Annotated in this window: 26 protein-coding genes and 6 tRNA genes; 1 reads left to right on the top strand and 31 read right to left on the bottom strand. The window is 51.2% G+C overall.

Going from position 1 to position 26626, the window contains the following annotated elements; all coding sequences use genetic code 11:
* Positions 1–459: 459 nt before the first annotated feature.
* Positions 460–786, top strand: a complete 327-nt coding sequence (locus L6H65_RS25440; RefSeq protein ID WP_236347215.1) for a sporulation histidine kinase inhibitor Sda — start codon at positions 460–462, stop codon at positions 784–786.
* Between the two features lie 53 nt (positions 787–839).
* Here the strand turns inward: L6H65_RS25440 and L6H65_RS25435 are convergent, their stop codons facing one another.
* From L6H65_RS25435 to L6H65_RS25285, 31 genes are all read right to left on the bottom strand, one after another.
* A complete protein-coding gene (locus L6H65_RS25435; protein ID WP_236347213.1) occupies positions 840–1664 on the bottom strand; it encodes an SIMPL domain-containing protein in 825 nt (274 codons plus the stop codon).
* Positions 1665–1778: 114 nt separating this feature from the next.
* On the bottom strand, positions 1779–2048 hold the full coding sequence (locus L6H65_RS25430; protein WP_090583454.1) for an HPr family phosphocarrier protein: 270 nt from the start codon (positions 2046–2048) through the stop codon (positions 1779–1781).
* Positions 2049–2150: 102 nt separating this feature from the next.
* On the bottom strand, positions 2151–3080 hold the full coding sequence (gene whiA / locus L6H65_RS25425) for a DNA-binding protein WhiA (RefSeq protein ID WP_236347210.1): 930 nt from the start codon (positions 3078–3080) through the stop codon (positions 2151–2153).
* Between the two features lie 6 nt (positions 3081–3086).
* Positions 3087–4073, bottom strand: coding sequence for a gluconeogenesis morphogenetic factor MgfK (gene mgfK / locus L6H65_RS25420; protein WP_236347221.1), 987 nt, complete (start codon positions 4071–4073; stop codon positions 3087–3089).
* A 7-nt stretch (positions 4074–4080) separates the two neighbouring features.
* Positions 4081–4968 carry an RNase adapter RapZ gene (rapZ, locus tag L6H65_RS25415; RefSeq protein ID WP_236347207.1) on the bottom strand — a complete coding sequence of 296 codons (888 nt, stop codon included), beginning with the start codon at positions 4966–4968 and terminating at the stop codon, positions 4081–4083.
* 31 nt (positions 4969–4999) lie between these two features.
* Complete coding sequence (locus tag L6H65_RS25410) at positions 5000–5950, bottom strand: ROK family glucokinase (RefSeq protein WP_236347202.1); 951 nt, start codon at positions 5948–5950, stop codon at positions 5000–5002.
* A gap of 210 nt (positions 5951–6160) precedes the next feature.
* Positions 6161–7108 (bottom strand): thioredoxin-disulfide reductase, encoded by a 948-nt coding sequence (trxB, locus tag L6H65_RS25405; protein ID WP_236347197.1) that lies wholly within the window; start codon positions 7106–7108, stop codon positions 6161–6163.
* Between the two features lie 35 nt (positions 7109–7143).
* Positions 7144–8892 (bottom strand): tetratricopeptide repeat protein, encoded by a 1749-nt coding sequence (locus L6H65_RS25400; RefSeq protein ID WP_236347193.1) that lies wholly within the window; start codon positions 8890–8892, stop codon positions 7144–7146.
* 344 nt (positions 8893–9236) lie between these two features.
* Positions 9237–10187, bottom strand: a complete 951-nt coding sequence (locus L6H65_RS25395) for a ribose-phosphate diphosphokinase (protein ID WP_236347190.1) — start codon at positions 10185–10187, stop codon at positions 9237–9239.
* A gap of 91 nt (positions 10188–10278) precedes the next feature.
* Positions 10279–11085 (bottom strand): histidinol-phosphatase HisJ, encoded by an 807-nt coding sequence (gene hisJ / locus L6H65_RS25390; protein WP_236347187.1) that lies wholly within the window; start codon positions 11083–11085, stop codon positions 10279–10281.
* 480 nt (positions 11086–11565) lie between these two features.
* The gene (hisIE, locus tag L6H65_RS25385; RefSeq protein WP_236347184.1) at positions 11566–12255 is read right to left on the bottom strand and encodes a bifunctional phosphoribosyl-AMP cyclohydrolase/phosphoribosyl-ATP diphosphatase HisIE; all 690 of its coding nucleotides are present in this window, start codon (positions 12253–12255) and stop codon (positions 11566–11568) included.
* Positions 12252–13010 carry an imidazole glycerol phosphate synthase subunit HisF gene (gene hisF, locus L6H65_RS25380; RefSeq protein WP_236347180.1) on the bottom strand — a complete coding sequence of 253 codons (759 nt, stop codon included), beginning with the start codon at positions 13008–13010 and terminating at the stop codon, positions 12252–12254. Before hisF ends, hisIE begins: the two co-directional genes overlap by 4 nt.
* A gap of 100 nt (positions 13011–13110) precedes the next feature.
* Positions 13111–13731 carry an imidazole glycerol phosphate synthase subunit HisH gene (gene hisH / locus L6H65_RS25375; protein WP_236347176.1) on the bottom strand — a complete coding sequence of 207 codons (621 nt, stop codon included), beginning with the start codon at positions 13729–13731 and terminating at the stop codon, positions 13111–13113.
* A complete protein-coding gene (gene hisB, locus L6H65_RS25370) occupies positions 13732–14331 on the bottom strand; it encodes an imidazoleglycerol-phosphate dehydratase HisB (RefSeq protein WP_236347173.1) in 600 nt (199 codons plus the stop codon).
* Between the two features lie 56 nt (positions 14332–14387).
* The gene (gene hisD, locus L6H65_RS25365; protein ID WP_236347170.1) at positions 14388–15674 is read right to left on the bottom strand and encodes a histidinol dehydrogenase; all 1287 of its coding nucleotides are present in this window, start codon (positions 15672–15674) and stop codon (positions 14388–14390) included.
* Positions 15675–15776: 102 nt separating this feature from the next.
* Positions 15777–16466 (bottom strand): ATP phosphoribosyltransferase, encoded by a 690-nt coding sequence (gene hisG, locus L6H65_RS25360; protein ID WP_371877767.1) that lies wholly within the window; start codon positions 16464–16466, stop codon positions 15777–15779.
* Entirely contained in the window at positions 16463–17707 is a 1245-nt protein-coding gene (locus tag L6H65_RS25355) for an ATP phosphoribosyltransferase regulatory subunit (RefSeq protein WP_236347167.1), read from the bottom strand. The genes hisG and L6H65_RS25355 overlap by 4 nt, the downstream gene beginning before the upstream one ends.
* 170 nt (positions 17708–17877) lie before the next feature.
* The gene (locus L6H65_RS25350; RefSeq protein WP_236347164.1) at positions 17878–18360 is read right to left on the bottom strand and encodes an acyltransferase; all 483 of its coding nucleotides are present in this window, start codon (positions 18358–18360) and stop codon (positions 17878–17880) included.
* Positions 18347–19024, bottom strand: a complete 678-nt coding sequence (locus L6H65_RS25345; RefSeq protein ID WP_236347160.1) for an HAD-IA family hydrolase — start codon at positions 19022–19024, stop codon at positions 18347–18349. Before L6H65_RS25345 ends, L6H65_RS25350 begins: the two co-directional genes overlap by 14 nt.
* A 19-nt stretch (positions 19025–19043) precedes the next feature.
* Positions 19044–20057, bottom strand: coding sequence for a prolipoprotein diacylglyceryl transferase (gene lgt / locus L6H65_RS25340; protein ID WP_236347157.1), 1014 nt, complete (start codon positions 20055–20057; stop codon positions 19044–19046).
* Between the two features lie 19 nt (positions 20058–20076).
* Positions 20077–21015, bottom strand: coding sequence for an HPr(Ser) kinase/phosphatase (gene hprK, locus L6H65_RS25335; protein WP_219875051.1), 939 nt, complete (start codon positions 21013–21015; stop codon positions 20077–20079).
* Positions 21016–21142: 127 nt separating this feature from the next.
* A complete protein-coding gene (locus L6H65_RS25330) occupies positions 21143–22519 on the bottom strand; it encodes a DUF4179 domain-containing protein (RefSeq protein ID WP_236347155.1) in 1377 nt (458 codons plus the stop codon).
* Positions 22497–23081 carry a sigma-70 family RNA polymerase sigma factor gene (locus tag L6H65_RS25325; RefSeq protein ID WP_236347152.1) on the bottom strand — a complete coding sequence of 195 codons (585 nt, stop codon included), beginning with the start codon at positions 23079–23081 and terminating at the stop codon, positions 22497–22499. Before L6H65_RS25325 ends, L6H65_RS25330 begins: the two co-directional genes overlap by 23 nt.
* A 173-nt stretch (positions 23082–23254) precedes the next feature.
* Positions 23255–24400: an ABC transporter ATP-binding protein gene (locus L6H65_RS25320; protein ID WP_236347149.1), complete on the bottom strand. Its 1146-nt coding sequence runs from the start codon at positions 24398–24400 to the stop codon at positions 23255–23257.
* A 92-nt stretch (positions 24401–24492) separates the two neighbouring features.
* Positions 24493–25635 carry a PucR family transcriptional regulator gene (locus tag L6H65_RS25315; protein WP_236347146.1) on the bottom strand — a complete coding sequence of 381 codons (1143 nt, stop codon included), beginning with the start codon at positions 25633–25635 and terminating at the stop codon, positions 24493–24495.
* 193 nt (positions 25636–25828) lie between these two features.
* Positions 25829–25904: transfer RNA gene (locus tag L6H65_RS25310), tRNA-Lys, on the bottom strand.
* Between the two features lie 15 nt (positions 25905–25919).
* Positions 25920–26005: transfer RNA gene (locus tag L6H65_RS25305), tRNA-Tyr, on the bottom strand.
* A gap of 33 nt (positions 26006–26038) precedes the next feature.
* Positions 26039–26114 (bottom strand) — tRNA-Phe (locus L6H65_RS25300).
* Positions 26115–26122: 8 nt separating this feature from the next.
* A tRNA-Asp gene (locus L6H65_RS25295) sits at positions 26123–26199 on the bottom strand.
* A gap of 13 nt (positions 26200–26212) precedes the next feature.
* Positions 26213–26288 (bottom strand) — tRNA-Val (locus tag L6H65_RS25290).
* A gap of 7 nt (positions 26289–26295) precedes the next feature.
* A tRNA-Met gene (locus tag L6H65_RS25285) sits at positions 26296–26372 on the bottom strand.
* Positions 26373–26626 lie beyond the last annotated feature (254 nt).

Genomic DNA, 26626 nt, shown 5'->3' with positions numbered 1-26626 from the left:
GGTTTGGGTTTGGGTTTGGGTTTGGGTATAAGAAAAGAACAAAGGTGCGAAACAGAAGGAACCTGTAGGAGCCTCAGCGTTCGCCATTGTTCCCGGATTTCAACCTTGCCTCTATTATCAGGAACTCCGGGAACAACAGCGATCGGAGGATCCTTCTGCCTGCGCAGCGGATTACACGCTGGGAGCTGCACAAGGTGCCCCTGCCAAATGCGCCATTTGCTCATCATCATAAGCGATATGAATGTCCCAATAGGAGCTAACCTATTACTGGGACAGCCTCCTTTTCATCTCCTAAAAAGACCCAATAAACACATTATTTCTTTTCTGTCAAGAAAAATTCGTACGGATGAATCCATAACGACGATGTCTTAATTTCATGTTAATATGTACTAAATGATTCCATATTCCCCGTCACTTGGGCCATTCAATACGAAATCTAATTAACGGAGTTGCACACGCATGAAACTATCCAATCCATTCGCGAGCGTGCGAAATTTCATCCGATCCAGTGAACCTGGACGTAAATTCACTCCCTATGCGCCAGTATATGAGCAACCTTTCGAACGCCACACAAATGAGACTCAGGAAACACAACAGCTGTTTCTGCCTATGCAGGACAAATCATTACTATTGCGTCCGCTTAGCGACACTCATCTGATTGAAGTATACCATGAAGCCAAAGCTATGCGTCTGTCAGAAGAATTCATTGCGCTAATTGAACAGGCAATCGATCAACGCGGACTGACCCCAAGCAATGAGCAGCATTATAATTCCATGATCAATTAAGACGTAACAAAGAACGGGGCTTTCTCCAGAGAAGGCCCCGTTCTTTGTTCTACTCATTGCATTTCGTAAACGACGGTCACATTACTAGACAGCGAGATCTCCCCGCTTTGAATCGAAGTTGGAGCTGCTGTATCTGCCGCCTCATTCTTCGCCAAACTGTAGTTTCCATAGTAAGGAATAGGGCCGCTGCTGGCATTGCTCTCCGAGATATTAACTACCCCTTTGACTTGACGCCCCGCAGCTTTTGCCAGCGCTTCCGCTTTCGCTTTCGCATTCTCCATCGCCTTGCCTAACGCCTGAAGCTCGTATTGCTCTCCCTTCTCTGTATCAAACTGAATTCCATCCACACGATTCGCCCCTGCTGCTGACAGATCATCAAGCAGTTGTCCCGTTCCTTCCAGATCACGTGTAGTGATTCGAATACTGTGCGCAGAGATATAGCCTACAATCTTGCTTGTGCCATCCTTATTGTTGTATTGATAGTCAGGATGCACCGAGAAACCAGTAGACTGCACATCCTTAGCTGCCAGCTTATGTGTCTCAAACAGCACTTTCTTCAAAGCCGCGAATTTAGTCGCGTTCTTGGACTGTGCTTCCTTCGCTGTCGCAGCGCGAGTCTCGATAGCAAGCTGAATATAGGCAACATCAGGAGCAGCCTGCAGCTTTCCTTCACCGGATACTGTAATCAGCCCCTTCTGCACATTCGCAGCTGCTTCAAGTGCATACACCTCATCCTTGCCACCGCTTGCTCCCAGCAAAGATCCCACACCCACAGCGACTGCTAGCGCTGGCACAATCAACAGCATCGTGTATTTGCGAAATCCTTTGCCTCGCTGACCATTGCCATCTGCAAAAGAATTTTTCACCTGATTATCCATTGTCCAATCATCTCCTCACCTGTAGTATCCTCTAAGACGATACGAGCTCCATCATTGTTGCAGAAACTGGAGGCCAATAAAAAAACTCCCCGAAGGGAGCTTCTTTTCACTGTATTATTGGTTTTCCAACTCTTCCTTGCTGACCAAATTGACTAAAGCGGTTACAGCCTGGTCGGCATCCGAACCTTCCGCGCTGATCGTTACCTCTGTACCGGAGCTGATTGCCAGGCTCATAATCCCCATAATCGATTTTGCGTTCACTTTTTTATCGTCTTTCTCGACGAACACTTCGGAAGAAAACTTATTCGCTTCCTGGACGAAAAGTGCGGCCGGTCTTGCATGGAGACCTGTCTTAAGTCGAACGACAACCGGATGCCTTGTCATGGAAACCTTACCCCCTATACGGAATAAACTCTTATATTGATAACGTAAACATATTTTTCACACCATTATACCACTTTTATGACAACATCACTAGCCTTCTGCCTAACCGTTCCTGATTTTTTCCGCCATCTCGTCGATTTTGCGCAGTCTGTGGTTCACACCTGATTTGCTGACTGTCCCCTTGAGCATCTCTCCGACTTCCTTCAGATTCAAGTCCGGATGCTGCAAGCGGATCTCCGCAACCTCACGCAGCTTATCTGGAAGACTTTCCAATCCAACGGACTTCTGAAGCAGCTTAATATTATCGATCTGCCGAACAGCAGCACCAATCGTTTTGTTTAAATTCGCTGTTTCGCAATTTACAATACGGTTAACAGAGTTCCGCATATCCCGCATGATACGTACATCCTCGAATTTGAACAATGCCTGATGGGCCCCAATAATGCTCAGAAGCTCGATAATTTTCTCGCCTTCCTTCATATAGAAGATGAAGCCCTTCTTCCGCTCAATACAGCGGGCATTCAGATCGAACTTGTTGGCCAGCTCCACGAGCGCCTTGCAATGCTCCTCGTACATGGTGGAGATCTCCAGATGGTAAGAAGAACCTTCAGGATTGTTCACAGAACCGCTGGCAAGAAATGCACCCCTTAGATACGACCGCTTGCAGCATGGCTTGCGAATCATCTCCTTGTCGATGCCCTGGTTGAACATGAAACCTTCAGATACAATGCCCAGCTCGTTTAGAATTTCCTGTACCTTGATCGGAATCCGCACGATGTAGACATTATTTTTCTTAAGTCTCATTTTCTTGCGTACAAGAAGCTCCGTATGAACCGCAAACAGCTTCTTGATAAGCGAATAGATCCTTCTGGCAATAGCGGCATTTTCGGTGGAGATATCGAGAATGACTTTGCGGCTGGATAATTGAACAGACCCATTCATCCGAATGAGAGCGGACAGCTCCGCAATCTCACAGCACGGCTCAGCCTCGATAAGCGTTAATTCTTTCTTCGTTTGAGCCGCAAAAGACACCTCATATCACCCCTTTCTCTCCATCCAGCTTTCCACCAATTGATAAATATGATGGCTAAGTCTAGCCGCATCGTGCCGCAAATAAGTTCGGAACAAGACAAGCCTGTCGGCAATCACCTTGTATCCACGACGTGTTACTTCCTCTAAATCAAGATGGACCGCCTTTGCGCCGAGCTCCGCATATTTCAGTTGAACCTGCGGCGGAATTTCTCCATCGTTAACGATAATATAATCGAATAGATGATGACCAATATGTGCATGTACAGCATCCAAATGATCGCTGACCGAATAATTATCCGTCTCGCCCGGCTGAGTCATAACATTGCATACGAACATTTTGACCGCATCTGACGCCACAATGCTCTCCGCAAGCTTGGGAACGAGCAGATTTGGAATAATACTCGTGTATAAGCTGCCTGGTCCGATTAGAATGGCATCCGCACTGCGGATTGCTTCCACCGCTTCTTCAAGCGGCTCGACATCTGATGGCTCGATAAATACACGCTTGATCGCCCTGCCTGCCTTGGGAATGTTGGATTCGCCAGAGACGATTGTTCCATCTATCATCTCAGCATGCAGAATAATCGCCTGCCCGGCAGCCGGAAGCACTCGGCCACGCACGGCAAGAACTCGGCTAAGCTCGCGAACACCGCTGACAAAGTCTCCTGAAATATCGGTCATAGCGGCGAGCATTAAATTGCCAAGACTATGGCCTGCAAGACCAGTCCCGTTGCTAAAGCGGTACTGCAGCATATCGGAGAGAAGTGGCTCTACATCGGCCAGAGCAATGAGCACATTGCGAATGTCCCCAGGCGGCGGAATATGCAGCTCATTTCGTAAAATGCCCGAGCTGCCGCCATCATCCGCTACGGTCACAATCGCCGTTATGTCCAGCGGCTTTTCCTTCAAGCCGCGCAGCATAACCGATAGCCCCGTTCCGCCGCCCATCACAACGATACGAGGAAGCTGAGGCTTCTTATTGGATTTTGCCATGTCCACCTCAGTGCCGGTCGCGATCAGAATCGCGATGGCTAACACGTACAGCTTCCGTATCGCTGCTCCCGAGCATCCGGCTTAAATATTCAGCAATGGCGACGGAACGATGCTTGCCGCCTGTACATCCGATTCCGATAACCACCTGGCTCTTGCCTTCCTTGCGGTAGAGCGGAATGAGGAACTGCAGCATATCGAGCAGCTTGGTAAGAAAGGCTTGCGTCTCCGGCCACTTCATTACATAATCATAGACTTCCGGGTCCTGTCCTGTGTTCGGACGGAGATGATCCACATAGTGCGGATTCGGCAGAAACCGGACATCATAGATCAAATCTGCATCTATCGGAATTCCGTATTTGAAGCCGAATGAAGTAATATTAATCGATATCGTATTGAGGTCCGCATTCGTAAACCGCGATATAATACGCTCTTTAAGCTGGACAGGCTTGAGGCTGCTCGTATCGATAACCTGTGTTGCCCAGCCCTTCAAATCCTCCAGCATGCGCCGCTCCATCTTAATGCCCTCCAGCGGCAGCCCTTCGGGGGCAAGCGGATGGCGTCTGCGGCTTTCTTTATACCGCTGAACGAGAACGCTGTCTGTCGCATCAAGAAATAGAATCTCATATCCAATCGTAAAATGATCCTTCACATAGCTGAGAGACTCCGACAACGCCGTGAAAAACTCGCGTCCCCGCAGATCAATCACAAGAGCCACCTTGCCTATTTTGCCATTCGACTGCTCGATGAGCTCGGCAAACTTAGGAATAAGGACCGGCGGCAAATTATCGACGCAGAAGAATCCGAGATCCTCCAGACTCTGCACCGCAATCGTCTTGCCCGCACCAGACATTCCTGTGATAATGACCAGCTTCGCTTTCGCTGTTCCCGCATCCATTGTCTATTCCTCCCCACGAACGTCCGCTGAATTAAGAACGAATAATAAGACCCGCCGCCCCTACGACTCCAGCATTGTTGCCTAGAACAGCAGGTACGATCTCAACACCCTCTTGCGCGCTTTCCGGTGTGAACTTGTGGAACACTTCCCGAATTTGCTCGAACAGGAATTCCCCGGCTTTGGACACGCCGCCCCCAATAATGAAGCGCTGCGGATTAAGGACAACCGCCATCAGAGCCATTGATTTGCCCAGATAAAATGCTGCGCGATTAACGATACGAATCGCCACCTCATCGCCGGCTTTTGCCGCATCGATCACATCCTTCGCCATAATGTTCTCTACAAAGGACAACGAGGTGCGGTCGCCGCGTTCTACAGCATCCTTGGCCATCTTAATGATGCCTGTTGCCGACGATACCGATTCCAGACAGCCCATCTTGCCGCAGCCGCATTGGATCGCTTCCAGATCCGGAACGATAGACATATGGCCCAGCTCGCCAGCCATTCCGTTGAAGCCCTCGACGATTCTCCCGCCTATAATAACGCCGCCCCCTACACCAGTACCAAGCGTGTAGCAGACGCAGTGTTCGACACCCTTGCCAGCGCCAGCCCATGCCTCGCCGAGCGCCGCCACATTGGCATCGTTATTGACAAGCACCTTCTTCTCCAGCTTCTCTTCCAGATAAGCCTTCAAGCTCACATTCTGCAAGGGCAAGTTTGGCGAGAATTTGACGATTCCGTTCGGAATATCGAGGAACCCTGCGATGCCGATGCCGACTCCCTCCACCTGCTCCCAGCTGAATGGGGATTGTTCGACAATATCGCGCGCATATTGAGCGATGTTGCTGCAGATCGTGTCGCTTCCCTTTTCTACTTCTGTCGGACCTTCAAACGTATGGAGCAGCTCTCCATCAATGCTGCAAATACCAACTTTAATGGCGGTTCCGCCGATATCAACACCAACAACAATCTTCTCAGACATTCACTAATCCACCTCTACAATATAGGTATGTCATACTTCTGCTCCCACTATAATTGAACATTCCATAGTGGTCAAGGGTATCAAAACCGCCTTCGGCAAGGGTTTGCCTGCCAGCCTCTTACATGAAGCGACGCCGCCCTTCTCCTCAGGCAGCGTCGTCAATCTGACCTCATCCCACTCTCGCATGGTCAGATATTGCATTTATGCAGCTTAAACCGATTGACTCCAGTCATGAACAGCGTTCTCTTCAAGGAATCTCTCGCAATCAAGCGCGGCCATACAGCCGCTGCCCGCAGCCGTAATCGCTTGACGGTACTTATGATCCTGAACATCGCCGCAAGCGAAGATGCCTTGAATATTCGTCTCCGACGTTCCCGGCTTCACAAGCAGGTATCCCGTCTCATCCGTATCCAGCTGACCGTCAAGGAATTTTGTATTCGGTGTATGGCCGATTGCTACGAAGATGCCATTCGTCTCGATGACTTCCTCTGCACCCGTCTCATTGTTGCGGACCTTCAGCCCAGTCACGCCCTGATCCCCTGCTACTACCTCAAGCGGCGTCTGGTTAAGCGCCCAACTGATCTTGCTGTTCTCGCGAGCGCGGTCCTGCATAATCTTCGAAGCGCGCATTTCCTCACGGCGATGGACCAGTACAACCTCTGATGCGAACCGCGTCAGGAAGTTCGCTTCTTCCATTGCAGAGTCGCCGCCTCCGACAACAATGATTTTCTTGCCTCTGAAGAAGAATCCGTCACAAGTCGCGCAAGTGCTGACACCGCGGCCGATATTCTCCTTCTCATTGGCAATTCCAAGATACTTGGCCGAGGCTCCCGTGGATATGATGAGTGTCTCCGCCTGCAGCTCGCCTTGTCCTTCAACCTGTAGCGTGAATGGACGCTTGGAAGTATCAACAGAGTTGACCCAACCGGTACGGAATTCAGCGCCGAATCGCTCCGCTTGCTTGCGCATGTTCGCCATCAGATCAGGGCCCATGATCCCATCAGGAAAGCCTGGGAAATTCTCAACATCTGTCGTCGTCGTCAACTGGCCGCCTGGCTCTGGACCTTCAATAACGAGTGGGCTCATGTTTGCGCGAGCCAGATAAATGGCGGCTGTCAGCCCAGCCGGACCCGTACCGATAATGATGGATTTATACATGTTAATTGCCTCCTTCAAAAACGTCTGTTCAAATTTTATCGTTCATTATTAGAATCAGCCAAAGCAGGGAAAATTAATTTCATCTTTTCCTTAATCCCACATATTTCATCTATACGCTTCGAGCATTTGCTTACCGTCGCAATGGAAATGCCATATCGCTGGGATACCTCATGATAGGAGATCGCCCGCCTGTGCATTTTCGCCGTCAAATATTCCAGTGCTGCCGCCCAGCCCTCTACCTTCCCGAGTTTAGGCACTTCCGGATAGACGCGCGACAGGAACTCGATCCAAAGCGTCAGCAGATCATGCTGCTGCACCAGGTCATAATGCTTGTTCATGCGAAGAAGCGCGGCTTCCAGCACTTCCTGCCATTTATCTTCCCATACCGGCAATCGGGACGGCATCCGGCTATGCTCAATAACCGTTTCCTTACCTTCCAGGATCGCCTCCAGCGATTCATGCACGCCAATCGAACGGAGCACGAATATGGCGATCCGCTTCAAATAATCATCTTCCAGCGGCTCCATAATGAAATGGCGCAGCGCATCTTTCACTTCATTGTCCGCAATCATGCCTAAGGCTTGAATAACCTGCAGTTTCGTATAACGATCCCCATGGCGCAGTGCCCAGAAGAACGAAGAACGAACGAGCGGATCACGCTTCAGATGGTCGGGAATCGTATCACTGGATTTCTCCCAGAGCTTGAACTGCTCCTCGAAGGGAAGGTGGTAATGATAGCTGGTCGGCGCCGTTTGGCCTCCGCTCCTGAAGAGAGCCAGCTGTTCCATATAATAGTCTGGCACATTGGATGCCGGATCAAGCTTGCTGGCTTGCTGCCACATCCGCTGCGCTTCCTCCAGCCGTCCGATATTGCATGCAGCAACCGCAGTATAGTGATAAAGGCACGCATCAGAACGGAGCGAGCCATCCTTCAGCAGCCGCACGAAATGTCGGTGCGCTTCCCGATGCTCGCCTAATATACCCATCGTCGTGGCCAGCTTAAACACATGCTCCTGATGAAACGGAATCGTCTTGCACAGCAGCGCTACTAGCGGCTCCAGCGCCTCCGTATTGCCTTCATGCTGATAAAAGATCGCCAGATTGCACAATGCATGCAAATTTCCGGGCTCCCTGTCCAGAACCTCTTGGATCGTCGTCATCGCCTTCTCGAACATGCCCATATAATAATAGGCTAACGCCAAGTTATTGCGAGCTGCCAGAAATTCACCGTTCTTCTCGACAATCCCTTCCAGCAGCTTGACCGCTTCAACGAACTTGCCTTCCTCCAGCATCGCCCTTGCGCGATCATGCTCGTAGTAGCCTTCACGGGCTTTAATGAAAGCAAGCCGAGTCGGGCGCTCAAGCTCGAAATGAAGCAAATCCATCATCTCTTCCGCTTCGTCCAGAAACTGCCCGTCCGAGTCCTCCTGCAAATATCGGATTAACGAGTCCTCTGCATCCTCATACCGTTCCATATTGGCATAATTGTTCGCCATATAAAAGTGGCATTCCGTCATCGTTGGGTCCAAATCTTCAACGATCTTCAAGAGAATCCGGTTGGATTCCTCATAATCGCCCATCTCCGAAAGGATGCCCGCCATATTGCAATGGTTGACCGGATTATCCGGCTCATATTCAACGGCGCGCCCGAAATATTTCAGTGCCTTGTCATAATGATAACGATCCAGCGAACGAACAGCTCGCTCGAAGAAGAACGTTGCGTCCCATTGAATCGGTATTACTTTCGTTTTATGACTGGCAGCCGCCCGTTTCTTTTCTTTCATCCGCAAGGCACCTCCCCGGTACATCAAAGTTGCTACGATTATACCACAGCACGACGATTCCATACACGAAAGAATATGTGGGAAAATCGCGGACGACCTGCGCAACAAATACGCCGCCTTGACAGGATAAGCGTTCGTTATTCGCATGAGGACCCGCGATTCAAGGGAATGCCGAGCCGCTATTCGCGGTCGTTAATTAGGTTGTAAGCGGTATAGCATGATCGTTCCAATCGAACAGCATCTGCAATGAGGCTGCCCCAAAAGTAGTTGACTACTAATTGGGACAGCCCCACAGGTTCGCCTTTAGCTGTGCCTTGCCAGATCGCTCGTCGTACCGATGCTACCTACACACCGGCATTTTTGAATAGCGTACTGATAGAGCCGCCTTGCACGATGATCCGGGTTGCTTCAGCCAGCATTGGCGCAACCGAAAGGACCGTAAATCGTTCCGATCGATTCTCAGGAAGCAATATCGTGTCCGTAACGACGACTTCTTTAATATTAGGATGATCCAACCGCTGCAGGGCGGGTCCGGAGAAGAGTGGATGCGTAGCGCATACATAGACATCCTCCGCGCCGCGTTCCTTGAGGCCTTCCACGACATTGACAATCGTCGTTCCCGTATCAATCATATCCTCGATAATGATCGGCGTTTGACCTGTTACGTCACCGATAACATGAGTAATGACCGATTCATTGTGAGCAGGACGCTTCTTAATCATGATGGCAAAAGGCGAGTCCAAATAGTTCGCCAGTTTCTCAGCCGTCGATGCACGACCGGCATCTGGAGATACAACGACCGGATTCTTGATGTTCTTGCCCTTCAGGTAATCACTGATGATGTCTAGCGCTGTCAGGTGATCGACCGGAATATTGAAGAATCCTTGGATCGCCGGCGCATGAAGATCAACCGTAATGACACGGTTGGCGCCCACCGTCGTGAGGACATCCGCAAGCATTTTTGCTGATATCGGCTCACGTGGCGCCGCCTTTCTCTCCTGACGCGCATAGCCGTAGTAGGGCATTATGATGTTAACCGTACGTGCCGAAGCGCGCTTGGCCGCATCAATCATGACGAGCAATTCCACAAAATGATCATTGATCGGGTGCGAGAATGACTGGAGAATGAAGACGTCGCAGTTGCGAATGGTCTCCTCATAGTGAACATAAATCTCGCCGCTCTTGAAGCGGGACACTTTGATTTTGCCGAGCGGCATTCCGAGTTCGGAACTGATGCTTTCGGCAAGCTTTTGGTTCGAAGAACCAGAGAAAAGACGGAACTTGTCGCTAAACATGATACCCTCCTGAGCGATTAAACCACTAGATTTGCGTTCGTATGCACAGCTTGTTTCGACATCTTTCATTATACATGGATTCACGAATAATTCAAAAATCAATCATTCGCCGTTTTCGCCCTTCAAAGGTCGCCAGTTGCCTGAATCCGACCTCTTTCAACAGCGCGCGCGCTTCATCTAAATATTGTCCAAGTCTTTCCGGGTGATGCGCATCTGAGCCGATCGTCAGCGGAATACCCAGATCGAGCACGCGCTCCAGCATTCTGCGGCTTGGGAACATTTCCGCCGCCGGAGTTCGAAGACCGGAAGCATTCAGCTCAATCGCGATTCCCGCCCTCTTCACAGCCTCCAGCGCAGCATCCTCCATATCCGTCACATCGCCATCTGGCTTGTAGCCGAAACGCTTGATCACATCGATATGTCCGATATAATCATAGAACCCGGTAGCCGCCGCTTTGCCGACTGCGTCATAGTAGCGTTCATACACCGCCATTCGGTCCTGGCCGTCCCAGCCCGCAGTCTGACGGAAATCCGTCACGTCCCACGTCCCGAGAAAATGAACAGAGCCGATAACGTAGTCCCATGGATATGCCGAGACGATTGCATGGATCGCATCCTCGCAGCCCTCGATATAATCCCCTTCGAGACCGACGCGGACATTAATCTGGCCCTTGTACTTTTCTTTCAGCCCGAAGCATTCCTCTACATAACGAGGGAGCTCCTCCATCGGCATAGCCATCTCAGGATAATAATCGGCAGGATCGACGTGAAGCAGCGGCATATGATCCGACAAGCCAATCTCGTGAAGGCCGATTTCGATACCCCGCTTCACATACTCCTCCAGCTCGCCGACAGCGTGGCCGCATCTTGCATGATGCGTATGATAATCGATCAACAAAGCCCCGGCACCTCCTTGCTTCCAGAATCCACTTCTATGACAGTTTTTGAATGAACAACCGCCGCATGCTGCTGAATTCCTGCACAAACTCCTAAAGCCCACAACGCCCACCTGCAAAAATACATCACCTGCATCAAAAACAGCTGATGGCAGACGGAGTACCTGCAAAAATACATCACCTGCATCAAAAACAACTGCTCGCAGACAGAGTACCTGCAAAAATACATCAAACATCGCCCAGAACCTAGCATTTACCGTACTTCTCTGCTTTTTTGCTGCACTTTTGCAGGTAAATCGCTTGAAGGGGTCATTTTCGGCCAAGTTAACTGTATTTTTGCAGTCAGTAACATAGCAATAAGAGATGGTGTCAAACGGCTGATGCAGCATAACCGTTGTGATTAATCCATTGGACTTCCCTCAAATGGCCTGACTTCTGCGGCAGCGCAGGTGGTTCAAGCAACGTTGGAGCGGCAAGCCTAATTAGGAGGACTGCTTCGATTTATTGTGACGACGTCCCAGCTCCGCCATCAGATCATCAAGCGGTACACCCTGCTCACGCAGCAGCACCAGCAGATGGAAGATGAGATCGCTGGCTTCGTAGCGCAGCTCGTCCTTGTCATTATTCTTCGCGGCAATAATAACCTCTGCCGCCTCTTCGCCGACCTTCTTGAGAATTTTGTCGACGCCTTTCTCGAACAGGTAGGTCGTATAAGCGCCTTCCGGACGCTCTGCATACCGCTGGGCAATAACGGCCTCCAGCTGGTTGAGCATGGCGAAACGATCTCCTGTCGGAACCGCCGCCAACGCTTCATCCGCAGCTTCAGTTCCAGCAATGCCCTCCACCTTGTTGAAGAAGCAGCTGTAGCTTCCCGTATGACAGGCAGCGCCATTCTGCTCCACGCGTACAAGCAGCGTATCACCATCACAATCATAATGCATCGATACAATGCGCTGAATGTGGCCGCTTGTAGCGCCCTTATGCCAGAGCTCACTCCGGGAACGGCTCCAGAACCAGGTTTCACCTGATTCGATTGATTTCCCGAGCGATTCACGGTTCATATAAGCCATCATGAGCACTTCTTTGCTGACAGCATCCTGAATAATTGTCGGAACAAGGCCAGCCTCGTCCCATTTGATCTCACTGACTGCCTTATCGTATGCGCTGCTCATCGTACCTCTACTCCCCTCTGTCTTAGATCATCCTTAACATCGCGAATCGTCATTTCTTTATAGTGAAAAATAGTCGCAGCAAGGCCTGCATCCGCGCGGCCGTCCTGGAACACCTTGTAGAAATCCTCCACCCGTCCAGCGCCGCCAGAGGCGATAACAGGAATACTCAGCGACTCGGATACGGCGCGAGTCAGCTTCAGATCGAAGCCATCCTTTGTTCCGTCTGCATCCATGCTCGTCAGCAGAATCTCTCCAGCGCCAAGCTGCTCGACTTCCTTTGCCCAAGCCAATGCCCGAGTGCCTGTAGCCTTCCGTCCACCGTGCGTATACACTTCCCATTCGCCCCACTCGGGGTTGAACTTCGCATCAATAGCAACGACGATGCATTGGGAGCCGAATTTGCGCGAGCCGTCCTTGACGAGCGATGGATTGATGACTGCAGCGGTATTGATGCCGATCTTATCCGCTCCGGCACGAAGCAGCCGCTTCATGTCATCCACATGGGAGATGCCGCCGCCAACCGTGAACGGAATCGTAATCTCGCCCGCTGTCCGCTTGACGACCTCCACCATAGTCGCTCTTCCTTCGATAGAAGCCGATATATCGAGGAATACCAGCTCATCCGCGCCTTCCTTGTCATAAGTAGCCGCAAGCTCAACAGGATCGCCTGCATCGCGCAAATTGACGAAATTCACGCCCTTCACCACTCGCCCATCCTTCACATCAAGGCATGGGATTATTCGCTTGGCCAGCATGGGATGCCGCCTCCTTCTGTAAACGATTCGATAGCAAGATAGCATTCATGATTTGAGCGCCTGTCCAAGCCTCTCTTCATAGCTTAGTCAGACGCATCGATTAAAGCACCACTTTGCTAGCAACTGCAAGTCCCAGGAAATTGCGGAGCAGGCTCATCCCCAGCTCGCCGCTCTTCTCAGGATGGAACTGCATGCCATACACATTATTACGGCCGACAATGGCCGTTACTTGTCCGTTATAATCCGTCGTAGCGAGCAGATCAGCTGCCTGCTCCGGCTTCGCGTGAAAGGAGTGGACAAAATAGACATGACCTTCCTCAAGCCCTGCGAAGAGCGGATTCTCCTGACGGAACGATAGTCTGTTCCAGCCCATGTGCGGAACCTTGAAATCACCCTGGAAACGAATAACCGCACCAGGCAGCAGATTAAGCCCCTTATGCGGCCCGTACTCCTGGCTCTCACTGAACAATAGCTGCATGCCCAGACAAATGCCCAGCAGCGGCTTGCCAGAGGAAGCGTAGAACTTGGTCACTTCATCCAGACCCGTATTTTGCAGATTCTGCATCGCATCGCCGAAGGCGCCGACACCCGGAAGAATAGCGCCATCCGCCTCCATGATTTCCTTCGCGTCTGCTGTTACGATTGCCTCATAGCCAAGACGCTCCACAGCCTTGCTTACGCTATGCAAATTACCCATGCCGTAGTCGATAATCGCGATCATCTACAGCACTCCTTTCGTCGAAGGTACTCCTTGCACGCGAGGATCAATGCTTGAGGCCTCATCGAGAGCCCGCCCAAGCGCTTTGAACACCGCTTCAATCATATGATGCGTATTGGCGCCATAATGAACGATAACGTGAAGCGTCATACGCGCTTCAAGGGCCAGCTTCCATAGGAATTCATGAACAAGCTCGACCTGGAAGCTTCCAACCTGGGCCGATGGATACTGGGCGCGATATTCAAAATGAGGACGGTTGCTCAAATCAATGACCACCTGAGCCAGCGCCTCATCCATTGGAACGAATACAGACGCGTAACGTTTAATGCCGCGCTTGTCGCCCAGCGCCTCCTGAATGGTCTGACCGAGACAGATACCGATATCCTCCACCGTGTGGTGGTCGTCAATATCAACATCGCCGCGCGCTTCCACGTTCAGATCGAACTGTCCGTGCTTCGTGAACAGATCCAGCATATGGTTCAGAAACGGCACATCCGTTTCGAGCTTCGACACGCCGCTGCCATCGATTGCAAATGCCAGCTTAATGTCCGTTTCATTCGTCTTGCGCGCCACATCGGCTGCACGGGTAACTTGATCCGCCATGAAAGTACCTTCTTCCTTAATATATAATTCCCAATAATGGGACTCATTCACCTACATCAACCGCGTTCCTGCTCCAAACGGATTTCAATCGCGCGGGCATGCGCCTCCAGCCCTTCATGACGGGCCAAAGTCATAATCTTGTCGCCGCTGGCTAATAGAGCATCCTTGCTGTAATAGATCAAACTCGACTTCTTCACGAAATCGTCCACATTCACCGGCGAGGAGAATCTTGCCGTTCCGTTCGTCGGCAAAATATGATTGGGACCTGCCCAATAATCCCCTACCGGCTCCGAGCTGTAGGGGCCGACGAAAATAGCTCCCGCATTCTCAATCCGGCCAAGCAGCGACATCGGCTCATCTGTCATAATTTCCAGATGCTCAGGCGCCATTCGGTTAATGACCGCAAGCGCCTCATCCAGCGTCTCCGCCATCAGCACAGCGCCATTGCGTTCAATTGACTTGCGGGCAATCTCTTCCCGAGGCAGCAGAGACAGCTGCCGCTCAACCTCAGCTGATACCGCATCCGCCAGCGTAACCGAGGTTGTCACAAGAATAGCCGAGGACATTTCATCGTGCTCCGCCTGCGACAGCAGGTCTGCAGCTACATAAGCCGGATTTGCTGTGTCATCGGCAAGCACAACAATCTCGCTGGGCCCCGCGATGCTGTCAATGTCCACAGCGCCGAAGACGGCGCGTTTCGCCAGTGCGACATAAATATTGCCGGGTCCGCAAATTTTATCGACCGGCGGTATCGTCGCTGTTCCGTATGCAAGCGCCGCAACAGCCTGCGCGCCGCCTACACGATACATTTCCTTCACGCCCGCTTCAGCAGCCGCTACCAGAATGAACGGATCGATGCCTTCCTTGCCGCCCGTTGACGGCGGAGTCACCATGACAATCTCCGGCACGCCAGCAACCTGTGCCGGAATGACATTCATAAGCACCGATGAAGGATACGCAGCTTTTCCTCCGGGTACATACACGCCGACGCGCCTCAGCGGTCGCAGCAGCTGCCCCAGCATCGTGCCGTCAGGCTGCACATCCACCCATGACTGCCGCAGCTGCTTCTCGTGGAATACCCTTATATTAACGGCCGCTTCCCGAATAGCCGTCAGGAACGTGTCGTCCACCTTCGCATAGGCCGCCTGAATCTCGGCTTCCGTCACGCGCAATGACGCAGCATCCAGCTTAGTCCGGTCCAACTGCTCCGTATACCGCAGCAGCGCATCATCACCCTCGGTTCGGACCGCTTCCACGATCTGCCGTACCGTCTCATTCTGCTGAGGTGTGCCATACTCCACCTCGCGCTTCAACCCAAACTGCTCCGCTCGCAGCCTACGCATGCCCCATCGCTCCTCTCGCCGCTGGGACGGCGGACCCTATGGTCGCCTGCCGCACGCAGCCGCTCAATATATCAAGCCGCTTCAACAAACCGCGGCTTCCTTCTATTTCCCCGCTCCAGCTGCAATAGTCTGCTGGAGCTTGTCGCACAAGCTTTGAATCGCTTCGTTCTTCATCCGGTAGCTGACGCGGTTGGCGATCAGGCGGCTCGTAATACCGAATATCGACTCCATCTCCACCAGCCCGTTCTCGCGCAGCGTCTGTCCCGTCTCAACCATATCGACGATCCGGTCGGCCAGGCCGATCAGCGGCGCAAGCTCGATGGAGCCGTTCAGCTTGATCACTTCTACCTGTTGCCCCAGCTCGCGAAAATATTGCGACGCCACATTCGGGTACTTGGTAGCTACTCGCGGATTAATAATCGGCTTCCAATCCGGCAAGCCGATGACCGACATCCGGCATTTGGCAATACCGAGGTCCAGCAGCTCATAGACATCCTTATTCTCTTCCATCAGAACATCCTTGCCTACAATGCCGATATCAGCGACACCGTATTCCACATAAGTAGGCACGTCCACCGGCTTCGCCATAATGAATGACATGCCGGCTTCAGGCAGCTCAATAATCAGCTTCCGCGTATCGTCAAAGTCGCTTGGAATCGGCAGTCCCGCTTCACGGAACAGCTTGGATGCCTGCTTGTAGATACGTCCCTTGGGCATTGCTACCTTAAGCAGCTCCCCCTTGCCAGAAGTCTCTATGCCTCCTGCGAGGCTGTCGCGCTCCATTCTGCTCATTGCCCTGCACCTCCTCCATCATGCTCGCCGAAGAACGGCAGGAAGGTCCCGAAGGATACGCCTTTATACAGAACCTTGCCGTCCGTATCCAACGCCAAGGCAGCTGCAGCCAAAGCATCCAGCCGCGCCGCAGCGTCCATCTTCTCCGTTACAACGATGGCATCGCTGGAATCGCGCAGCCTCAACGCTTCGTCAAAAGCAGCCTCACGTCCGGCAGCATTATAACCGATCAGAATACGCTGCTCCGTCAATGAAGAATCATCGCCAATCAGCTCCAGAATACGCGTCGTCTTCAGAGAGAACCCCGTCGCCGGAGCTGGACGGCCGAACTGCTTCAGCAGATTATCATAACGGCCCCCGTTAGCAACCGGGAAGCCAAGATCAGCCGCATAGCCTTCAAACGTCATGCCAGTATAGTAGCCAAAATCGCCAATCATCGTTAAATCGATCATCACATGCTCACATACGCCATACGCGCGAAGCACATCCCACATCTCGCATAGATGGCGGATCGACGCTTGCGCCGTTGCATTCGCGCTAAGCTGCAGCGCCTGATCGCAGATTTCCTGCCCACCGCGAAGACGCAGAATACCTTCCAGCTCGCGTTGAATCGGCTCTGCCAGCGACAGTGCGCGAAGACGCTCGCGATAGCCGACATAGTCACGGCCAAGCAGACAAGCTTTAAGCTCTTCTTCCGCCTCCCCGTATCCCTCCAGCGTTTCCTCGAATAGACCATTGAGAAATCCTACATGGCCAATCGCAATTTTGAACCGCTCGACACCGGCGGCTTGGAGCGAGGCAATGGCCAGCGCTACGACCTCAGCATCCGCCTCCGGCGAAGCGTCGCCGACAAGCTCCACGCCGGTCTGGAAGAACTCCGCCTCGCGACCGGCCTCCTCTTCAATGCTGCGGAATACGTTGGAGTGATACGACAGCCGTAGAGGAAACTGCGCCTCTTTAAGCAGCGAAGATACCACCCTTGCGATCGGAGCCGTCATATCAGAGCGCAGCACGAGAGTCGTGCCCCGATTATTAAGCAGCTTGAACAGCTTACGATCCGATGTCGCGCTTGCGACACCTACCGTATCGTAATATTCCATCGTTGGCGTCATAATCTGCTCGTAGCCCCATGAACGCATGCAGGCGAGCACTTCATTCTCAATCTGTCTCAGCTTGCCAACCGCATGCGGCAAGTAGTCTTTTGCACCAATCGGCTTCTCGAATACTTTAGGTTTGGACATCCAGTTTTTCACCCACAGATACTTTAGTATATTAACGTACTACCAAGTTACCATACTGCCAAAATAAAGAGTTTAGACGTAATAGTACCACGCCGCACCGGATTCGTCAAGCCAAACTGACCCGCAACCCTGACCCGTACAGCGTGGTACTTCCCGCTTATTCAACATCATCATTTTCTCGATAGCTCACGAACGGGATTCCCGCCGACAAACGCGCCGGCAGGCACATCCTTATGTACAACCGAACCAGCGGCAACGACAGCCCCATCACCAATCGTCACACCTGGCAGAATCGTCGTATTGGCGCCGATCATCACATTCGAGCCAATCGTCACATGACCGAGACGATATTCCTTGATCAAATACTCATGCGTCAGAATCGTCGTGTTGTAGCCAATAATGGAATTGTCGCCAACCGAGATTCGTTCAGGGAAGAACACATCCACCATCACCATCAGGGCAAAAGCGCTATGACGCCCTACCTTCATCCCCAGTATGCGACGATAGATCCAGTTCTTCAACGGCAGTGACGGGCAATATCGCGTCATTTGGATGAAAATAAAATTGCGCACCGCCTTAAACCTGCTCACGGTCCGGTACATCTGCCAGAGCGCGTTCGGCCCTTCTACCGGGTATCGCTCAACGTTTCTCAAGCGACTCCCGCTCCAATCCAACGAACGCATACAGATCGCGCATATCGTGTATAATATGCCGCGCACCGCTCTCACGAAGCGTCTTCTCACCCTTCAGCGACCAAGCAACGCCAACCGAAGCTACACCGGCAGCTTCCGCAGCCTCGATATCAACCACGCTGTCGCCTACCATTAGCGTTGCAGCCGGATCTGCGCCAAGCGCTTCCACAGCCATCCGCACAGGCTCAGGATGAGGCTTCGGATTCATGACATCATCAAGGGTTACAATACCGCGAGGCATAATATAGTCATACAACCCCGCATAACGCAGCCCGCGTTCCGTTGACAGCCGCATCTTCGTCGTTACGATCCCGATCTGAATGCCATGACCATGCAGTCTTGCCAGCACCTCCTGCACACCTGGGAACGGCTTCACATAATCATCATGCAGACGCAGATTGATCTCCCGATAAGCGGCAACGAGATGAGACACCTCTTCTTGCCCTGTGAACAGCTGTATTTGCGCCGCTAACGGCTGTCCCATGCTCGGAATAATATGCTCCCGTCCGAACGGCGCAGGAACAACATGCTGAAGCGATTGAATGAAAGATTCAATAATGAGTTCGTTCGTATCGAGTATCGTGCCGTCGAGATCAAAGAGAATCGTTCTTATGTCAGTTGTCATACGGCTTCTCCTTTAACGTTCATTCCTTCTTAGAGCCCTTGTCCTTGTCGGCATTCCGATTGACGCCTGCCTCCGCTTCGTCGCCTGCATCCTGTACAACAATTCCCGCAGGGAGCCCTGTTTTAAACGAAATAATAGGGTCCGCATAACGCTCCTTCGCTGCTCCCGTCTTGCGGCGAATGACAATAAACGCCACTGCGCCAATAATAAGCAACAGCGATACGACTTGCGAAATACGCACATTGCCATACTCAGGGTCCAGATAGCCCGCCTGGAAAACCGCTGTCATTGGCGACCACAGGCCGTCAACCAGCGAAGCAAACCATGATGGACCTTGGAATGCAAGACTATCCGTGCGCAGACCTTCAATAAAGAAGCGACCGATGGAGTACCAGATGAAATAGCTCATCAACAGCTCTCCGACACGCAGGAATGGACGGCGGCGAAGGAAGAGCAGCAGGCCAAGACCCACTAGATTCCACAATGATTCATACAGGAACGTAGGATGATGGAATATACCCTCAATACTCATTTGATTGACGATCCAATTGGGCAGATGCAGTGTATCCCGCAGGAAGCTCTCCTCCACAGGACCGCCATAAGCCTCTTGATTCACGAAATTGCCCCAGCGTCCGATCAGTTGGCCGACAAGCAGTCCCGGCGCACAAATATCCGCGATGCGCAGGAAGCTGTAGCCTTTGCGGCGAGCGTAGAAATAGCCGCAGATGAATGCCCCGATCAACGCGCCGTAGATCGCAATACCGCCATTCCATATCTTGAATATGTCCAGCCAATTATCATTGTACTCATCCCACTTGAAGGCGACAAAATATAGCCGGGCGCCAATGATAGCAGACGGCACGCCAAGCAGCACCAGATCCATGAAGAAATCCTGCGACAAGCCGAACCGCTTGCCTTCTCTTACCACAAGCAGCAGACCCACTAGTGCGGCAGCTCCAAGAATAATGCCATACCAATGAACCGTAAGCGGCCCAAGTGTAAAAGCAATCGAATCCAGACTCAATGCAAACATAGCTCAATAAGCTCCTTTATCAATCAAAATCATCCGTATCATCCGCAATGGTTTCCGTCAGCTTGTTCGTGAACTGCAGCGCAGCATTGTAGCCCATCCGCTTCAAGCGGAAGTTCATTGCCGCCACCTCAATAATAACCGCCAGGTTTCGTCCGGGGCGTACCGGCACAGTAACGAGGGGCACATCCGTATCAATGATACGCGTCAGCTCCTCATCCAGACCTAGACGATCATACTGTTTGTCAGGCTGCCAGTTCTCCAGCTTGATCACCACACTAATCCTCTTCATCGTCCGAACCGCTCCGGCGCCGAACAACGTCATCACATTAATGATTCCCAAGCCGCGAATTTCCAGCAGATGCCGAATCAGCTCCGGGGCGCTGCCATGCAGCTGTCCATCCGAGGTTTGACGAATTTCAACCGCGTCGTCAGCAACCAGTCGATGGCTCCGCTTCACAAGCTCCAGCGCAGTCTCGCTCTTGCCGATGCCGCTGCCGCCCGTAATAAGCATGCCAACGCCGTAGACGTCTACAAGAACCCCATGGATCGTCGCCGAAGGCGCGAGCTTCCTCTCCAGGAAGTTCGTAATCCGGCTGAGCAGAATCGTCGTTGCCCCCGTACTGCGAAGAACCGGTATCTTCTTTAAATTTGACTGCTCGATCAGCTCCTGCGGCGCTTCCAGTCCGCGTGTAATGATGAAGCATGGCGTCTCATCATCACATAGACGCTCGATGCGGTCCATCCGCTCCTCATTCGTTAACGTCTCCATGAAGGCAAGCTCCGTTTTCCCAAGGATCTGCACCCGTTCCTTCGGGTAATAATGGAAGTAGCCTGCCATCTCCAGACCAGGCCGGGACAAATCATCCACCGTTATATTCCGTTTCAGTCCATCTTCTCCACTAACAATCTCAAGCTGTAACTGCCCAACAAGCTCGGAAACTTTAACCTTCTTAGCCATTCCACGGCCTCCTCAATCGTTGCCAGCAACTTTAATCATGATGATTCTCATAATTTCCAATGTAATCATCGTATAGGAAAAAAGCGGCGAAATCAACGTTTCCGTTCATTTCGCCGCTCATCCATTTCTATTCCACAGGCAAGTCAATTCGAAATGGGTGCCGTATATATCCAGGATAATCGTCCAGTATAAAACTCAACGGCTGAGGCAGCTCACCCGAAGGAACCGGAATCTGTACCGTCTGCTGGCGGCTACCTAAGCTCAGCGTTATGCCCGGATCATATTTTGCCGCTTCATACAGCCCATGTGACGCGCCTTCACCATCGGTGAAGACATCATTTGTCAACCAATATCCTCGCTGAATATCAACATCATCCAGATCAGATAGCGTGAAGAACAGCTGCTTATAGTTCCCCTTATCAACGACCTTCTGCAGCGCTATCCGTGAATCCGGCGCCTGCACAATCTGCTCGCTGTCCAGATCAATAACAAGACGTTCCCCTCGCTTGGTCATATATATGCCTTCACTTATAATCGCAAGCTTCTTGGGACGGTGAAAATAACTGCTTTGGAACAAATATTCTGTGCTCTGATCACCTTTAGAGCCAAAGACAGTATCCATCCGCCAGCGCATCCCGTTCTCATCTTCAATTGCCATATCAATGAACCCGCTGATCTTCTTCGTATTGCCCGCCCCATATTTCATCTCCAGTCTAATCTGAAGCGGACTAAGCTTGGCTCGCACGAATGTGATCTGCTGTCCGTCAACTTCAATCGTCTTCCCGATCGACACCTCCCGGGACAAGCCTTTGAACCGTGAATGGTCTATAGGCAGTTCAACCTCGAAGCTCGCCTCGCCTGCGGTTGCTTTCAGCTTGACCTTATTCGGCAATAGATCTGGTTGTATCAGCCGAATATCAATCACATCCTCCTTGCGACTCTTCACACTTTCATCCTCGCTATATTCCGGCGGGGTGTTGTAACTTATAATGCCCCTTAGTTCCTTCCCCTTCTCGTCTGTGAACTGAATCGTGCGCAGCGGCACTTCTTTATTCTCAATAACATTCTCCGCTGAATAAAGAACAACGAGCCGCTGCTCATCCACAATAATGCCTTCCACCGTCAGCCGAATATCATTGTTCTCCTGCGTAATGCCTAGCGGTTGAACATAATCCTCCGACAAAGCCGAGCTTAGCCCCGGATCATGCTCGATCAGCTTCACAAAAGCGCTCAATCCAGGAATATCCCTCAATGCATTGGCAAATACGGGCGAGATTCGAATAGAGAACACAAGAACAAACAGCAAACAAACAGCGGCTGCAGCCACCCACATAGGAATATGCCATCGACGTCGGGGATGACCCTTTGCCCGTCCCAGCTCCAAGCCCTTCATAATGGCTGCATCCAGCATCTCATCGTCCACCTGCTTTACAGCGTCCTCTGCCCTGCTGCGGTCTGCTTGCAGACAACGCACCACATCATTATTCGAGTTCGTTCCGTTCATTGACGACCGGCACCTCCTCTGTCCTTCTCATGAATGAATGCAGCTGCTTCAATGCTTTGTGAAGCCAAGTCCGAATCGTGCCATCCGGTTTGTTCAACAGCTCGGCTATCGCCGTGATCGTCATGTCCTCATAATATTTCAGTATAATGACGTTTCTGTAATGATCCGATAATTGATCAACCGCGTGGGACATATCCAGACTTATTGCCGCTGCCCCCGCAAGATCATGCCATTGTTGCTCCTGCCCCTTGCCGCCGTACCTGTTGACATCGTCCACAACAGTCCGTTTTTTGCGATTTCTAAGCTCATCCGTACACACATTTATCAAAATGCGAATCAACCACGTTGCAAAAAACTTCGGCTGCTTCAAGTCTCTTCGCTTCAACCATGCGCGACACACCGTTTCCTGGATCGCTTCCAGCGCATCCGACTCGCTGCGCAAATAACTGACAGCGATCCGCAGCATTCGCTTCTTCTCCATCGTTACGAGCGTAACAAACGCCCCTTCATCCCCTTTGGCAGCCAAGGCAGCCAGCCTGGCAGCATCCGTCAAGATTTCCATGAGACAGCCTCTCTCCCGCTTATTTCAGGTCCAACTTCCATTAGACGTCAATAGAGGCCAAACGGTTTTCTCCTTTATAAAGCACACATAACAAAAAACCGCCCGATACAATCGGACGGCTACCTGAAGGAACGATTCATACTACCCGCGAATGCCCTTTAGAGAAAGATGATTTATTTTTTCTCAAGACTCAATTCTTTCGTTTCGAATACATTCAATTCGGTTTCTTTATCGAAGATATGAACTTTGTTCATATCAATCGCAAGCTTAAGTTTCGCGCCTTCTTTAACATTGGAACGACCGTCTACACGAGCGATTACTGTATCATTGCCGACACCGTTCATGTACAACAGAATTTCGTGACCAAGGTTCTCAGCAACTTCAACATTAGCGCTAACGATCGAATTCGGGGATGCTTCCAGGAATACTGGCTCTTCATGCAGATCTTCCGGACGCATACCAAGAATAACTTCTTTGCCGATCAAGCCTCTGTCGCGAAGCAGCTGTGATCTTCCTTCTGGAACTACAACATCAACACCATTCGTTTTGAAACGAACAACGCCGCCTTGATCAGACAGTGTACCGTTGACAAAGTTCATGGAAGGCGATCCGATAAAGCCTGCTACGAAAATATTAACGGGATGGTTGTAAAGCTCATCCGGGGAAGCAGCTTGCTGAATGAAGCCATCCTTCATAACTACGATCCGGTCACCCATCGTCATTGCTTCGATTTGGTCATGTGTTACGTAGATAGCGGTAACTTCAAGACGTTTGGTCAATTTCGTGATTTCTGCACGCATCTGACCACGAAGCTTGGCATCCAAGTTGGAGAGCGGCTCATCCATTAAGAATACTTGCGGCTCACGAACGATTGCGCGGCCCAGGGCAACACGCTGACGTTGACCACCGGAGAGTGCCTTCGGCTTACGCTCAAGCAAATGCTCGATATCAAGAATTTTAGCGGCTTCACGAACACGTTTCTCAATATCCGCTTTTTTGAATTTGCGAAGTTTAAGACCAAATGCCATATTCTGATACACATTCATATGCGGATACAGGGCATAGGATTGGAAAACCATCGCGATATCACGATCTTTAGGAGCAACATCGTTTACAAGGCGCTCGCCAATGAACAGCTTGCCTTCGGTAATATCTTCAAGACCTGCGATCATACGCAACGTTGTGGATTTACCACAACCCGACGGACCAACGAGTACCAGGAATTCTTTATCCTTAATATCGAGATTAACGTCGGTAACCGATGCTTTATCGGTTCCTGCATATTTTTTGTAGATGTGCTCTAGACGTACGCCAGCCATGTGTATTTCCCCCTAAACGGATAGTTGTTCTTCTTAACATTTATCTTATATCACTCCATGCCATATGACTATGCACATACTTTACAAAAAAACTACTTTCTTTTCGTCACTTTGTACAAAAGCAGCACGATCTTAATTAGCACCGCATCGCTAAACTGCCGCACATCCAGCTCTGTTTCCTGCTTGAGCTTGTCCAGCCGATACAGCAGCGTATTACGATGGATATACAGCTTCTTAGCCGTTTCGCTGACATTGCAATCCAGGGAGAAGAAAGTTTCCAGCGTCGACAAAATTTCCGGCTCCAGAAAAAAGTCCGTCCGTTTGAGCGCTTGTTCGACAAACTTTGCCCGTTGATTCTCAGGAATTGTGCTCAGCAGGCGCTCCAAATGAAGCAGCCATGGAAGATGAATATTAGTTCCCACATGAAAGGTTCTGCCTAGATGAATCGTTTCCCTTAGCAAAGCCGTGGTGGCAATTATAGAGCTTGCCGGAGAAATAGGCTGCGAGACCGCCAAATGACATTCCCCAATCCATTCACTGGTCAGCATTTCCTGCAGGCCAAGCGTTATCGACGCCAGACTCTCTTCAACCGACTCCTCCTGATCCCCTTCTCGCTCCTCTGATTGAGCGTCACGGATCAAGGATACTGGGCCAAGCACGAGCCATTCCTGCTGCTTCAACGGAACAAGCATGACATCATCGGCTAGAAAAGAGCGCAGCAGCTTCTCCAGCTCCATGTAGCTAGAGCCGGCAGCATCCGCCTGTTCACAGACAAGCAGGAATGGAATCATGCTTGAGAACAGCCTTCCTCTTGCCATCAGATGCTCCGGTACAGAGAGCTGTGTATCGGGAAGCTCCAGTTGCTCTGTTATCCATGCTCCCAATTCCCTTGCATAACGCTCCGACTCTGTAACATTGGAGGCAGCAGCAGATTGGGTTGACTTCAATAACGAAATCATCCATCCAAGCAGCCTCTTCTCTGTCTCAGACAATTGATGCTTGCCAATCTCAAGAACGGTTATCGCATCCCCGTCTGCATACAGCGCAAACCAGAGTTGTCCTTCCTGCCCCACCATATGTTCTCCAACTTTAATCGCAGACGTTGATCGAGAAGATTTGGTTGCTCTATTCGTCTTCGTTCCATTCGATCTCCAATCGCTAACAGGTAATTGAAATTGTCTGAGCGAGCAATCCAGTATACCTTGAAGCTGCTCCATCCATTTGGCATCACTCATCCATTCGCTGCCCCTATCCGCGAGCATCGGTGCTCTTTTTAGAGCCATTGTAACATACATCACAACTGTTTTCAGCTACGTGCAAGCAGCAGTGAAGCATGACCATTATCTCCGCCCGTTACAATTCAACAAACCTTTGAAAACAACAAAAAAACGCTGCGGATGCAACCGCAGCGTTACGTGTATGAAGTAATGGTGAGCCATGTAGGATTCGAACCTACGACACCCTGATTAAAAGTCAGGTGCTCTACCAACTGAGCTAATGGCTCTTGCTTAAAGAAAACTGGTGGAGGGCGATGGATTCGAACCACCGAACTCGTAAGAGAACAGATTTACAGTCTGCTGCGTTTGGCCACTTCGCTAGCCCTCCGAAAAACTGCATCATCCATCTGGATTATACAGATGGTGGCTCGGGACGGAATCGAACCGCCGACACGAGGATTTTCAGTCCTCTGCTCTACCGACTGAGCTACCGAGCCAAAAAAAATGGCGGAGCTGACGGGATTCGAACCCGCGGTCTCCTGCGTGACAGGCAGGCATGTTGGGCCACTACACCACAGCTCCGTACTTATTAAGATGGTGGAGGCTGACGGGATCGAACCGCCGACCCTCTGCTTGTAAGGCAGATGCTCTCCCAGCTGAGCTAAGCCTCCGTATGTATGGTAGCGGCGGAGGGGATCGAACCCCCGACCTCACGGGTATGAACCGTACGCTCTAGCCAGCTGAGCTACACCGCCACACAAGTTGCCCTTCAATTGCTTGTCCCTTATGTCGCCAGGGCAAGGCGATAAGGTCAGGTTGTACGACGTCGCCAAACGTCGCGTGCAACACGTCAGTTACAACTAAACTTGTTAGTTCTATCTGTACAGGTTACACCCTGAAAACTGGATACGAAAGGTTTGCGTAAGAAACAATTAGCTGGTTTTGCTCTCTGGAAGGAACCCTTCAGAAAGCCATATAGGATAAGCCCTCGACCGATTAGTATTCGTCA

The sequence above is a fragment of the Paenibacillus plantiphilus genome (assembly GCF_927798095.1).
Lineage (GTDB): Bacteria > Bacillota > Bacilli > Paenibacillales > Paenibacillaceae > Paenibacillus_Z > Paenibacillus_Z plantiphilus.
This window is presented reverse-complemented; position numbering and strand designations above follow the sequence as displayed.